The 12,563-nt window shown below is 60.2% G+C and carries 12 protein-coding genes; 7 read left to right on the top strand and 5 right to left on the bottom strand.

Going from position 1 to position 12,563, the window contains the following annotated elements:
- Positions 1-3 precede the first annotated feature (3 nt).
- The 3 genes from AC1D29_RS28865 to AC1D29_RS28875 all read right to left on the bottom strand — a co-directional run bounded on the left by AC1D29_RS28865 (position 4) and on the right by AC1D29_RS28875 (position 1,624).
- Positions 4-282 (bottom strand): hypothetical protein, encoded by a 279-nt coding sequence (locus tag AC1D29_RS28865; protein ID WP_477904105.1) that lies wholly within the window; start codon positions 280-282, stop codon positions 4-6.
- A gap of 88 nt (positions 283-370) precedes the next feature.
- Positions 371-1,357, bottom strand: a complete 987-nt coding sequence (locus tag AC1D29_RS28870; protein WP_477904107.1) for a helix-turn-helix transcriptional regulator — start codon at positions 1,355-1,357, stop codon at positions 371-373.
- A 108-nt stretch (positions 1,358-1,465) separates the two neighbouring features.
- Complete coding sequence (locus tag AC1D29_RS28875) at positions 1,466-1,624, bottom strand: hypothetical protein (RefSeq protein ID WP_477904109.1); 159 nt, start codon at positions 1,622-1,624, stop codon at positions 1,466-1,468.
- Positions 1,625-1,890: 266 nt separating this feature from the next.
- On the opposite strand from AC1D29_RS28875, the gene AC1D29_RS28880 reads away from it, so the two are divergent.
- From AC1D29_RS28880 to AC1D29_RS28895, 4 genes are read left to right on the top strand one after another with little or no spacing between them, the layout of a single operon-like run.
- Positions 1,891-3,363: a DUF3375 domain-containing protein gene (locus AC1D29_RS28880; protein WP_477904111.1), complete on the top strand. Its 1,473-nt coding sequence runs from the start codon at positions 1,891-1,893 to the stop codon at positions 3,361-3,363.
- Entirely contained in the window at positions 3,347-4,228 is an 882-nt protein-coding gene (locus AC1D29_RS28885; protein ID WP_477904113.1) for a DUF4194 domain-containing protein, read from the top strand. The genes AC1D29_RS28880 and AC1D29_RS28885 overlap by 17 nt, the downstream gene beginning before the upstream one ends.
- 2 nt (positions 4,229-4,230) lie before the next feature.
- Positions 4,231-7,650, top strand: a complete 3,420-nt coding sequence (locus AC1D29_RS28890) for an ATP-binding protein (protein WP_477904115.1) — start codon at positions 4,231-4,233, stop codon at positions 7,648-7,650.
- Complete coding sequence (locus tag AC1D29_RS28895) at positions 7,637-8,890, top strand: Wadjet anti-phage system protein JetD domain-containing protein (RefSeq protein WP_477904117.1); 1,254 nt, start codon at positions 7,637-7,639, stop codon at positions 8,888-8,890. The genes AC1D29_RS28890 and AC1D29_RS28895 overlap by 14 nt, the downstream gene beginning before the upstream one ends.
- A gap of 72 nt (positions 8,891-8,962) precedes the next feature.
- On the opposite strand, the gene AC1D29_RS28900 is transcribed toward AC1D29_RS28895, so the two are convergent.
- Complete coding sequence (locus AC1D29_RS28900) at positions 8,963-9,133, bottom strand: hypothetical protein (RefSeq protein WP_477904119.1); 171 nt, start codon at positions 9,131-9,133, stop codon at positions 8,963-8,965.
- An 806-nt stretch (positions 9,134-9,939) separates the two neighbouring features.
- Positions 9,940-10,122, bottom strand: coding sequence for a hypothetical protein (locus tag AC1D29_RS28905; protein ID WP_477904121.1), 183 nt, complete (start codon positions 10,120-10,122; stop codon positions 9,940-9,942).
- A 109-nt stretch (positions 10,123-10,231) separates the two neighbouring features.
- Between AC1D29_RS28905 and AC1D29_RS28910 the strand changes: the two genes are divergently transcribed.
- The 3 genes from AC1D29_RS28910 to AC1D29_RS28920 form a co-directional block, all read left to right on the top strand.
- Positions 10,232-10,417, top strand: coding sequence for a hypothetical protein (locus tag AC1D29_RS28910; protein ID WP_477904123.1), 186 nt, complete (start codon positions 10,232-10,234; stop codon positions 10,415-10,417).
- 162 nt (positions 10,418-10,579) lie between these two features.
- A complete protein-coding gene (locus AC1D29_RS28915; protein WP_477904125.1) occupies positions 10,580-12,367 on the top strand; it encodes an nSTAND3 domain-containing NTPase in 1,788 nt (595 codons plus the stop codon).
- On the top strand, positions 12,364-12,563 hold a 200-nt coding region (locus tag AC1D29_RS28920), incomplete at its 3' end, for a transposase (protein WP_477903542.1). The genes AC1D29_RS28915 and AC1D29_RS28920, both read left to right, overlap by 4 nt.

Raw genomic sequence — 12,563 nt, forward strand, 5'->3', positions numbered from 1 at the left:
TCCTTAAACGTTGAGGGTGTGAGTCCAGCGCGGCAAGCCACTGCGGGAGAGGAACTCCACCAGGTGCTTGCTGCCGAAGAACTGGATCCGGCCACCGGAACTGAATGCCAGCGCCGACTGGTCGACTCGCAGGTTGTTCGCGCGCGCCCGTGCCGTCAGCTGCGCCAGTAGCTCGCCGTTCGCGCTAGTGGTGCCGCTGCTCGACCGCGCGTCGAACACCGCGAAATTGACATCGCCGCCGCCAACCGCAGGCTGCCGAAGATGCGCAAAATTGATCTGCATTCCCAACTCCATGCCCACGTGAAAGTGCAGGCATGGGCGAATTCTGTGAAGCCGCTAGATCACGGAATGACCTGGATAAAACCTCAGGCTATGAGTACAGATCTGCTGCGGCGCTCAACTGCTGCGCCACCCGTTGACGGAGCTCTGGCGGTGCCAAGACCTCGACGTCGGCACCGAACCGCAGCACGTCCGTGACCAGCTCCTGATCCTTGGAATACGGGACTTCCAAGTGGTAGCTACCGTCCGCCAGCCATTTGCTGGTTTGCTTCGAGTGCCAGCGCTCCAGAGAGACGTAGCGGGCACGAGCCGGACTAAATTTAAGGACAGCGCGCTTGTCGGCTTTGCCCGCATAGATGCCGTAGCCGCTCCGAAAGTGCTCGTCCAACTCTTCCTGGCTTACCTCGAAGGTGGGCTTCTCTGTTAGCTTCACTGCCTGGATCGCGTCCAAAGCGAACATGCGTAGCTCTTTGCGAAGGTGGCACCACGCATCCAGCAACCAGTTTTCGCGGTAGTGGACCAGCCTCACCGGCGATACCTCTCGCTCGGTCTCCTCGTTCTTGTCGCGGTTGAAGTAGCGCATCACCACCCGTTTCCGTTCGAGAACCGCCTGGGTCAACAGCTCGAAGTTCTTCACCTCGATGCGCCTGCCAGCAAAGTGGATGAGCTTGACGCGCTTCTTGATGTCCTTCGCGGCGGCCGAGGATTCACCAAGCAGGCTCTCAAGCTTTTGCTTCAACGGCTGAAGGTGGGACTCCAACAGCCCCGGCTCGACGCCGCTTACCAGGTGCTGCATTGCCAGGAGCGCATAGAGCTCACTAGCGTTGAACCACAGTCCGGGGAGCTCAAACCGCTTCCCGCCTGGTAGATCGCGGATTACCCATTTGTTTGCGTCGCGGTCAAAGTCGATTGGGCAGTCGATGCGATCACGAAGCACGGCGATATCGCGCTTGATCGTTGACAGCGACACCTCGAGCTCTTGCATAAGATCCTGCATCGTCGCGCCGCCTCTGTGGCGCACGATGCTCAGGATCTTGTGAATCCGCTCCGTGTTTTCCTTCTTTGCTCTTGACGGCATGCTTCCTCCTCATCGTGTGAACACGAAACCGCCACGCGGTCGGAGCTAGTACAGCAGCCGACGGCGTACGAAGCAACCTCTAGCGCGCACAACCAACGCACTGTTAGGTCAGAGCAACAGCGAAACGTTGGAATCGGCCGCCGCTTGCAGCCGCAGATCAGCCTTCACAGACGCGCCGACAGAAACTTGGCCCAGTTCACGATGCCACAGGAACGACCTGCGGGTCGTGGCGGAACCACTTGCACCGAGGGAATCGAACAGCGTCACCGACTGTCCTGAGGTTGGCCAAAGGTGCAAGGCGTCCTATCCACCGGCGTCGAGCAGCACGCTCCTTGCACCGGTCGCGCTTCTCGTACTGCTGCGACTGAGCGATTCCGCTCTCCCTTGTCCGCAGTGGCTGTGTTAGCTTGGCCTTCACAAGAGGCAGGGAGGACAGAATGGCAGACACAGGGGTTGGTGCGCCCGTCGGGGGCAAAGTTAGCGCACTCCTAGCTCACTCGGTGAGCTAGTGGCGGCAAACAATCGGCGCCACTGTGAGCACCCAAGACACCCTCGCTCTCTACGAAGACCTCCGTGCACGACGCGAGGAGCCAGCCTGGCACCTTCTCGCTGCGATGCAGTCTCCTGCGATTTGCACTTGCCTGCATGTCCTATTCCTGACCGAACGCACGCTACCCACGTCAGCCTTTCATGAGCGCTTGCACAAGCAGCTTGAGACTGTTCGCCGAGCGGGGGCTGATCTGCCCAAGGCAGCCAGCGAGTACGCCTCAGACTGGATTGCACTGGGCTGGCTCAGACGCAACTTTCCAGCCGGCGCTGCCGAGGAGATGGTGGAGCTAACCGCTCCTGCCGTTGATGCCATCCGGTACGTGCTTCGCCTGAGCCGTCCAAGGGCCACGGCCACGGAGAGCCGCCTTGCGTCCGTTGTCCAGCTCCTGCAGACGCTGGCTGAGGAGACAGATGCAAATCCTGAAACTCGCCTTGCTGGGCTGCAAGCAGAGAAGGAGCGCATCGAAGCAGAGATCGAGAGCGTGCGGGCGGGCAACGTCTCCCAGCTGACGGCGGCCAGCGCCGCCGAGCGAGCAAGGGAAATTCTTTCCCAGGCGGATGAACTGCTCGGTGACTTCGTCCGCGTCCAAGAACTGCTCACGACCATCAATCTGCAGCTTCGTCGCGAGCTCGTCGAGAACGATGGCGCCCGCGGAAACATCCTTCAGAGAATCTTTGATGGCATCGACGTTGTGAAGCAGACGGAGGCCGGCCGCGCGTTCGATGCCTTCTGGCGGCTGCTGACGAACCACGCCGCGTCATCCAAGTTCGAAGCCGCCCTCGCTCAGGTCTCTGAGCGTCCGTTCCTGGCAGCTCTGGAACCCTCTGAGCGCCGATCGCTGACCAAACTCAAGAACCGCATGGTCGAGGGCGCGGGCAACGTTCATTCGGTCCAGGCGAGCTTTGCCTCAAGCCTGCAATCGTTCGTCCGCAGCCGAGAGTTCAGGGAGCAGCGCCGACTCGTCTCCCTGCTTCGCTTGGCGCTGACCTCTGCAATCTCCCTTGCTGAGGAGGTCAGGCCAATGCAGAAGATTGACTTTCACCTGACCCGCACAAGCGCGGCCGTTCGTTCGGCGTCGCAGTGGGCGCTCCACGATCCTGCGGAACACGTCGTGGACGGAACCATGACCGAAATCGAGTCTAGCGATGCGCGCCTCGAAGACATTGAGGACCTTGTGCAGCGCTCCGAAATCGACATGCGCTCTCTCAAGCAGAACCTGCTGGCCATCCTGAGCCAGAGCGACGACTACGTCAGCATCGGCCAGGTGCTAGAGCAGTACCCAGCTGAGCAAGGTCTTGGTTCGGTGGTGGGCTACCTCCAGCTTGCCACCCGCCATGCCAGCCCGACCGAGCACCGCGAATTTGTGCGCTGGAAAGGCGGAGACGACGTCTGGCGTCGAGCGGATGCTCCGCTCTTCTACTTCTCGAAGGAGTGCATTGATGAGCTTCGCGAGTGAACCGTTGCGCGCCGACGGCCCACCCCTCCAACCCGCCGGTGAGATGGGCAACGGGCCGAGCCTGGCGGATGAAGCGGCGCCAGCCAACCTACCGTCGAACGTAGCGCACTGGATAGCTTCAGCAGGCGACGACGAGCCGGAGAAAGCGCCCACACCGTCCACCACCGTGCTCTTCAACGGGGACAAGGGCAGTTTGAGGTTGGACACGCGACGCTGCTTGGTCAACCTGCTGAACGGCCCGAGCATCGACGGTCGAAGGCAAGGCGCGCTATGGACAGTTCTGCTTCGCGATCGTGAGGCCATCGAGGCTTTTCTGCACAACATCTTCCTGGACCTTGTTGTGGACATCGGCCAACAGGTCGCGTTCATCAGGCAGGTCCCTGACGAAGGGGAGACAAGCATCCCCATCCTGCTGCGCCGGCAACAGCTGACTCTTATCGAGTCGGCCCTCGTCCTCTACCTACGGCAGCGGCTCACAGAGGCAGATTCAGCCAACGAACGCGCTGTCGTCTCTGGTCAAGAAATGAAGGAGCACCTCTCGCTCTTCGACCAGGCGCGAAACACCGACCTGGCGCGCTTCGACCGGCAAGCACAGGGGGCTGTCGACAAGTGCAAGAAGTTGAACTTCATCCGGCCGCTGAAATCCGGCGACGCGCGCTTTGAGGTGTCCCCGACGCTCAAGCTTTTGTTCACGTCAGAAGACATCCAAGCTTTGACGGCGACCTACGCGGCCCTGAAGAGCGCGCCCCCAGGGTCTTCCGAACTGACCATGGATGAAGCCGTCGCACGAGGCATCGCTGAGGGCGAAGGCGATGGTGAGGTCGATGGCGAAGCAGAAGACGATCAAACCGACATCCTGGAGTGACCATGAATGCTTCGCTTCCGCAAGAGTTCCCTTCATCCGACAGCGTGGGTCTCGGATCCAAATCTCGCCCGCCCGTCGATACGACGCGCCTCGAGCGCGAGCGTCAGGAGCAGTTTCGGCTTGTGCGAATCCAGAGTTTCAACTGGGGAACGTTCCACGGTCTGCTCAAGCTTGATGTCTCCGAGAAGGGGATGCTGTTCATCGGGCCTTCTGGCTCCGGAAAATCGACAATCTTCGACTCTCATGCAGCGCTGCTGACGCCGCCCCGCTGGTTGCACTACAACGTGGCCGCGCGCGAGAGCGAAAGCAAGCAGGACCGAAACGCCCTCACCTACCTGCGCGGTGTCTGGGGTGAACAAACGGCAGGCACAGGGGAAATCGCTCAACAGCAGCTGCGTCCTGGACCCACCTGGGCGGCGATTTCCGAGGTCTACCGAAACGGCCGCGACGAGACCGTCACCCTTGTCCACGTCTACTGGATCAAGGGCACATCCAACGAGCTTCGCCAGGTCGAGAAGCGCTACATCGTGGCTGACCGGTTGTTTGAGCTCTCGGAGCTGGAGTTCTTTCCGGAGTCTGGGTTCAACGTCCGCCGCTTCAAGGCCGACCTGGTCGACGCGTGGGATACCCCGGACTTCCCTGTCTACCAGGAGCGCATGCGCTCGCGTTTGGGCATCGAGACGGAAAACGCGCTCAAGCTTCTGCACAAGACCCAGTCCGCAAAGAACCTGGGCAGCCTGACCGACTTCTTGCGCGACTTCATGCTGGACGAGCCGAAGACGCATGAGATGGCCCAGGAGCTCGTGAGCCAGTTTGGTCGGCTGGAGAACGCTCACAACGAAGTCGTGTCCGCGGCGAGGCAAATTGCCACCCTGCTCCCAGCACGAGAGTTCAATCAAGAGCGCGAAACCAAGATCGCTGCGCGCAGCAGCCTTCAGGAAGCGCGCACAGGCATCGATCTTGTCGCGGCTGAGCTGCTTCATACGCTTCGCCTTGAGCGCAAGGAGTCGTTGGAGGCAAGGCGCCAAGCTGAGGAAGGTCGCGAGGCTCTCCGACAGCAGGAGGTCGATGCCGCCAGAACGACCCTGGAAGGACACAAGCAGCGCCGAGAAGGTCTTGGCGGTCAGCAGCTCACGACTCTGGAAACGAGCCAAAGAGCTGCTGAACAAGAGCAGGCCGATCGGTCGCAGCGCCACACCAAGGTGGCCGATGCGTGCAGGCATCTGGGCCTGACAATGCCGGTTCAGTCGGAGAAGTACGCCGAGCTAGCTTCCCAGGGGCGCCGAGAGCTACCTTCCGCACTTGCTGGGCAGGATGGGCTTTCGCAACAACGGCAGGATTTGGCCGTCCTGCAGCACGAACGCAAGAAAGAGCACGAGGCCGTTCTTGCCGAGATCGCCACGCTCGCTCGCAGACCCAGTTCAAAGATGGGGGCTGAGCTAAGCAACATGCGCAGGCGGATTACCGACGCGCTAGAGCTGGATGAGTCGGCCCTGCCCTTCGCTGGCGAACTCATTGAGGTCATGCCTGCCGAGAAGGGGTGGCAAGGCCCGATTGAGCGGGTTCTGAAGGGGTTTTCTCGCACGCTGCTGGTGCCTGAACACCTGTACCTGCCGGTATCCAAGTTCGTCAACGCGACGCACCTGCATGGGCGTCTCGTTTACCTACGTATGCTGCCCCACAACGGCCGGATGCCTGCACCGAAACCCGATGGTCTCTTCAGGAAGGTCGCGATATCGCAGGGCGACTTCCAACGATGGGTCCAGGATGAGCTGCTGCAGTACTTCGATGCCGAGCTCGTTGAAGGCCCCGAAGACTTGAACGGCGTCTCGTTTGGCATCACCCGTGGCGGCCTGTTCAAGGCTAACAACAAGCGGCATGAGAAGGATGACCGCTCGGCCGTCAACGACGCCCGCAACTGGGTTCTCGGAGCCGACAGCCGTGCAAAGGCGAAGGCCTATCAAGACCGCGAAGCGGAGCTCCGACTGGAGCTCGATACGGTGAAAGCTCAACTTCTTGAGCTGGACCGCAAGGAACAGGCACGAGTCACTCGAGCCCTGCATTGGCAGACGCTCGTGAATTTCAGCTGGGAAGAGATCGACCATGCAAGCTCGGCCCTGCGTGCGGCTGAGTTGGCAGCACAGATTAGGGACCTTCGCGCGAGCAGCCCAGACCTGGACATCCTTGAAGCCAAGATCAAGGAGGCCGGGGATGCCCTGAAGAAAGCCGAAGATGCCAAGAAGGCCCAAGACGAAAAGACCGCAGAGGTCCGGGTCAAGCTCAACATCCTGAAAGAAGCGATGGACAAGGCCGCTGCCTTTCCAACGATTGAGCCGACGCCGCTGCAGCGCACCACTGTGCACGCAAGGTTGGACGCCGGTGAACGCGATCCCACCATCGAGTCCATGTCGGAAGACATGCGCTACGTGGACAAGGTATTGGGCAAGGAGCTGGGCGAGCTGGACACCGAGATAACCAAGCTGCACCACAGGATTGAGCAGAAGTTTGCGGACTACAACAAGGAGTGGGAAGCCGAGGCCGAGGGTCTCGACCCCACGCTGGCCAGCTATGACGAGTACGACGCGAAACTGACCCGCCTTCAGGTCGATGACCTCCCTCGTTTTGAGGTCAGGTTCCGGGAGTTGCTGAGCGAACAAAGCAACCAGCATGTGGCCCTCCTGTCAAACCAGCTGGAGCAGGAACGCAAGGACATCTCTGACCGCATGGACACGGTGAACGAGAGCCTGGCGCGCGCCGAGTACAACAAGGGAACGCACCTGCTCATCGAAGTCGAAGAGCACACGCCGCCTCAGGCTCAAGAGCTAAAGGCAGATCTGCGTGCCGCCCTGAGCCAGTCTCTTGGCATGGACGACAAGGAAGCGGAAGCGCGGTTTCAGGCGATGAAGAAGTTGGTCAGGCGGCTTGCAAGTCAGGACCCACAGCAAGTCAGCTGGAGAAAGCTGGCGCTGGACGTGCGCCTACACGTTGAGTTCATCGCTCGCGAGCTGGATGAAGACGGCAGAGAAGTTCAAGTTCACCGGAGCGGCGCCGGCAAGTCGGGCGGCCAGCGGCAGAAATTGACGGCCACCTGCCTGGCCGCAGCCCTTCGCTACCAGCTAGGAGGCCCTGGCCGTCTCCTGCCGACCTTCGCCACCGTGTTTCTCGACGAGGCATTCGACAAAGCCGATGCGGACTTCACTGACGCGGCCATGAAGATTTTCAAGTCGTTCGGCTTCCAACTCATCATCGCCACACCTATCAAGTCGGTGATGACCATTGAGCCTTACGTGGGCGGCGCCGTCTACATCCACATCAAAGACCGCAAGCACTCTCGAGCGCTCGCCCTTCCCTACGACGTAGAGAGCGAGCGTATAGATTTCAGGTCGATCAACGGCTCCAGCGCGAACGATGAAAAGCCCTGAGGACGTCGCCCAATGGGTTCAGCAACGCTACCTGCGCCAGCGATGGCGTTGGCTTGATGGTCATGGCGTTTGGCCGCTGCAGGTGCCGCTCGGGCGGCCCACCCAGAAGATGGCGCTGGCAAGGCCCGATGCTGTAAAGACATGGTCTTCGGCTTGGGGAGCCTGGCGAGACACCCACTCCACCAACGGAGCCGGTGCGACAGGCCCAGCACTCCTCACCACCACCGTCGCGTGGAGCAGCGTTGGACCGCAAACTCTTCCAGAAGCGTTGAGCTTTCCGTCACCGGCATCCGTGGCGGAGCACTGCGGAGAAGGCGCCAAGTGGCGCCGCATCGTGCATCGGCGTGAGCTCATGCTCGAACGTTGGCCCGCGCTTGCCGTCTCCGGCTTCGGCCCCCACTACGAGAGCCTGGGCTCCTACGACGAGCATGATTTCTCTCGGCTGCTGGACCTCCTAGACTGGTTCATAGCCAACCCCAAGTCTGGGCTGTACCTGCGCCAGCTCCCTGTGACTGGCATTGACACCAAATGGGTCGACAGGCGCCGCAAAGGCATCGTGGCGGATTTGCTGAAGCGCATCACGCGACCATCGAGCATTCCAGCTGAACTACCGGACGACGAAGCCGGCAGTGAAGAGGCAAAACTGGAGGAGATGGGTTCAGACTTTTACGAGGTCTGCGGCCTGCGACGTCCCGCCACCAGGCTGCGCATGATCGTCCTGTGCCCCGCTCTGCGTGAACAGCTTGGCGGCCTCCGAGATGTCGAGTCGACCATAGAGGACTTGGCGCAGCTGAAGCTGAAGCCGGAACAACTGCTCGTCGTTGAGAACAGGGACACCGGCCTGTGCTTGCCGGACGTGCCAGGTGTCATAGCCATCATCAAGCTCGGCAACTCCGTGCCCCTCATTCAGCAATTGCCGTGGCTCAACCAGGTACCGGTGGTGTACTGGGGCGACATCGACACGTACGGTTATTCCATCTTGGCGTTGGCGCGTAAAACTCTTGGCCCTGTGCGTTCTGTGTTGATGGACGAAGCGACGTTGACCGCTCACCTCGATCGACTTGTTGCCGAAGGCGAGCAAGCAAAAGGCGTTGAACGCTCGCTCCTAAACGAAGCCGAGAAACAGGTCTATGAGGGCCTGATCGCTGGAACTTGGGGCGCATCAAGGCGCCTTGAGCAAGAGCGGTTGGAATGGCCCGTGGCACTGCAAGCGGTGCTTGAGGCACTCGCGGCGAGGTGAGCCCGGCGGCCCTGGCTTGGATACCGCAACGCGATTCCTCCGCATCCAGCGAAGAGGTCGATGAACTTGCCATCAGAGGTGCCTGGCGATTGCCAGCGCAACGGCTGAGCTCAAGATGATGGCCGGCAGCATCAAGAGAAGAAGGGCCAGGAGCGTCGGGAAGGCGCCGCGATCCTTCACCCGGTCCAGGATGAGAGCCTTTTTCTCTCGGCTTTCCAGCAGCGCTTTGATGACTTCGGCCATATCAGTCCCCTTGCTTTGGCCGCCAACAACCGGTCGACCTTGAGGACATTGTGGGCAAGGTCGCGTCGCGAACAAGGTGCTCAAAGCGGTGCGGATGGATCACATTGAATGGTCGTCGCCGGCGACAGCGAGCTAAGTACTTGATTCAACACAGATGCGGTGTATGGGAAGGCTAGCCAGCTGCCCTCCGTTTTGGAAGCAAGCGCCCAGCGCCTACGGGCTGTGTCTCCTCCTCGTAGCAGTTCGTGGGAGCCATTCAAGAGATCCGGGTGCCCTTGCGTAAGCCATTGTTTCCGTTGGGATCAGGAAGCCAAGCGGGCGCGCTTGGCGCTCGGGCGCTGGCGTGGAAGCGATGCCTGATATCGCTTCCGCTGTTCTGGGCCCTGGACGGCCCCCCGGAAGTGTCAGAAACACGAGGGTGCGCTTAAGCGTGATGTCGTAGCCGTAGCCGACGCCCGGCTAGGTTGATTCGCTTGGGGTCATCCGTGCAGCCCTTCACCCCTGCAGGCTTGCCCTGGACGAGCTCGGCGGCGATAGCCCTAAAGGCCTGATGGCCAACGGGGCTCAAAACGTTAACCAAGTTCCCTAGCGACGACATTGCGAAGGCAACTTCGACTGCTGCAAGCCTCACATTCATGGAAAGCCCCGGTGCCGCTAGCCAGCCGAGCGGCTTGGTGGGAAATGCTTGTGAGAGGCTGCGATAGCTGCGGCGCCCGTTTGACCAAAGTACGTGTGCCTACATCGCCCCTTGATCAGCATGTATCTTCAGTGCCGCCTCGTGAACAACTGCTCCGCGCACCCAGGGACTACGCCTCGCGCTCTTCGAGCCAGTGACTGCCTTCACCAGCGACCTCGCAGCCGCTCTCGATGATGATCTCCGCGTCGCGGCGGTTCTCCGGCGTGTCCGGGAACCAAATGCCACCGTCTAGGGGCCTACCGTCCTCGGTCTCATGAAGACCTAAGAGCCAACGCACCCGTATCTCCTTCATGGCGTCCACTCCTTCTAGCTTCGCGCCGCTCCACATAGCGGTGCGCGCCCATCGCGGCGGCTGCAGAAGCGGTCGACCTGCTGCCCGCATCGGCATGTTTCAACGATCCATGCATGCCGTCAACGGGCGTTCGATGCCGAGCAAGGTAGCTAGGGAGATACCGTTTGAAGGCAAAGACGTGCGGTGGCTGGCCCTCCTTGACGACTGGCGCTACAACCCTTTCAGTTCACGCGCCAGCTTAGCGGCCAGCAGCTTCATCCACGAAATTCGCCGCCGCTCCAGCGAACAAGCTTGATGCTGGTGATTGTTCGAGCAGTCGACACGCTGCGAGCCTGCCCTCGCGGTGCGTCGATGTGATTCATGCATGTTCTCGCAAGGCAGGCGGCTCGGCACCGCCTATCCTTCGCTCTACTGCTAGCTGAATCTTCATCCGAAGGTTCCGACCACGAGACCACGAATGCATGACCTTCGCCTGCTCTCCCCGCTCGACTTCGAGGCACTGGTTCGCGATCTGCTGCAGGCAGAGTTCAACATCCTTCTGGAGAGCTTCGGTCCTGGGAAAGACGGCGGCATCGACTTCAGATACTCAAGGGACGGCCGGTCTACCGTCATTCAAGCCAAGCACTACGTGAACAGCACGGTGCGTAGTCTTGTCGCGTCCGCAAAGAAGGAAGCCGCGAAGGTCAGAAAGCTTCGTCCGTCCCGCTACATCTTCGCGACATCGCTATCCATCTCGGACGTTCAGAAGACCAAGATCCTGGATACGATGTCGGGTGTGCCCTTGAAGCGAGAGGACATATTCCATCAGGAGGACATCCTCAATCTGCTTGGTCGACACCCATCCGTCCTGAGGCGTCACTTCAAGCTATGGCTGACTAGCACGGAATCCCTCGAGCGCATCGTTCATGCGGGCATCTACAACCGCACGGACGCCGAGCTCGAGGTGGTGAAGGGCCAGATCTCTCGCTATGTGTACAACAAGAGTGTTTCTCAAGCGGAAGCCATTCTTGAGAAGCGAGGGTCGCTGATCATCAGCGGTCACCCGGGAGTCGGTAAAACCACGTTGATGCGAATGCTAATGTGCTTACACATTCAGCAGGAGTGGCAGGTATTCGTCGTCGAAGACTTGAAAGAGGCGATGGAAGTCTTCTCATCCGGTCAGAAGCGATTGGTCGTGTTCGATGACTTCCTTGGCCAGGTCAGCCTGAGCACCGAAACAGTCCGAGATGCCGACAAGAGCATCCATCGGTTCCTTGAGCGCGTGCAGCGGGCGAAGGACCTCCGGTTCATCCTGACCACTCGCGACTACCTCTTGGGCCAAGCCCAGCAGCAATCGGAGAGGCTGAACTCCCCTGAAGTCAAGTTGGACGAGCTTGTTCTTGATGTTGGCAAGTACACCAGGAGCATCCGTTCCCAGATCCTGTTCAACCACATCTACTTCTCAAACCTGACCATCGCTGAGAAGGTCAGTCTGCTCGAGGACGACTATTTCCTCGAAATCATTGACCATCGAAACTTCAGCCCTCGGCTGATCGACCACATCACTAGGTCCGACTACCTAGCACTTCAGTCTGAGTCCATTCGAGAGGTGGCGAAGAGCGTCCTCGCGAATCCATCTGTGCTTTGGAAGACCCCGTACGAGAGTCATCTGAGCCCCGATAGTCGCCTCGTCCTGCAGGCACTGTTTTTCGCAGATTTCTGGATGTCGGTTGACAAGCTTGAAGCATCGTTCTTCAGGCTTTGCTCGGAAGTCGGAGTGCCATCCATGCCTATCGAGCCGCTTCGGTTTCGCCGAGCAATGAAGCCGCTCGAAGGGTCTATGGTTTCCATCTCACGCGGCAGCGTTGACTTCAGCAACCCAGGCATCAAGGACTTCCTGAAATTGGTGATCCTTGATGATGGCCTGTTCTGGTCATTGCTGGCCCGGTTCGCAACGCTTGCGGAGGTGGGCGCCGCATACCGCTTCTACCGTCCGCTCAGCGAGAAGCTTGGAGCTGGAAAACAAGCGGCTCACAAATGGCTATCAGCATTGAACCGAGCTTTAGCCACCGACGCATCGCGGCCGATTCGCCTGCTTGAGCTTGCGATTCAAGTAACGGCGGGCTTTCCCGAGCATGACGACGGGTTGATCCCTTTGATTGACGACCTCGTTGCGAGAGTTCGTGCGGCTCCTCTCGACTCTTCCGACGAAACTGAACCGCCCCGGGTTTCGAGGAGGCTCCAACTCAAGAGAATGGAGCTATGAGGAAGTCCACGAAGTTTTCGCCTGAGGTCCGTGAGCGCGCCGTGCGCATGGTGCTGGAGCACCGCGCTGAGCACCCGTCGCAGTGGGCCGCCATCGAGTCCATCGCCGGCAAGATCGGCTGCGTACCGCAGACGCTGCACACCTGGGTTCGCCAGCACGAGGTCGACGCCGGCCAGCTCGAAGGCGCCTCGACCGC

It is taken from the genome of Roseateles sp. P1_C6, from assembly GCF_056406315.1.

Bases quoted from the DNA above. Each gene is read 5' to 3' on its own strand.
- AC1D29_RS28865 (WP_477904105.1), bottom strand. From the start codon at position 282: ATGCAGATCAATTTTGCGCATCTTCGGCAGCCTGCGGTTGGCGGCGGC.
- AC1D29_RS28905 (WP_477904121.1), bottom strand. From the start codon at position 10,122: ATGAAGGAGATACGGGTGCGTTGGCTCTTAGGTCTTCATGAGACCGAG.
- AC1D29_RS28910 (WP_477904123.1), top strand. From the start codon at position 10,232: ATGCATGCCGTCAACGGGCGTTCGATGCCGAGCAAGGTAGCTAGGGAG.
- AC1D29_RS28915 (WP_477904125.1), top strand. From the start codon at position 10,580: ATGCATGACCTTCGCCTGCTCTCCCCGCTCGACTTCGAGGCACTGGTT.
- AC1D29_RS28885 (WP_477904113.1), top strand. From the start codon at position 3,347: ATGAGCTTCGCGAGTGAACCGTTGCGCGCCGACGGCCCACCCCTCCAA.
- AC1D29_RS28900 (WP_477904119.1), bottom strand. From the start codon at position 9,133: ATGGCCGAAGTCATCAAAGCGCTGCTGGAAAGCCGAGAGAAAAAGGCT.
- AC1D29_RS28890 (WP_477904115.1), top strand. From the start codon at position 4,231: ATGAATGCTTCGCTTCCGCAAGAGTTCCCTTCATCCGACAGCGTGGGT.
- AC1D29_RS28895 (WP_477904117.1), top strand. From the start codon at position 7,637: ATGAAAAGCCCTGAGGACGTCGCCCAATGGGTTCAGCAACGCTACCTG.
- AC1D29_RS28870 (WP_477904107.1), bottom strand. From the start codon at position 1,357: ATGCCGTCAAGAGCAAAGAAGGAAAACACGGAGCGGATTCACAAGATC.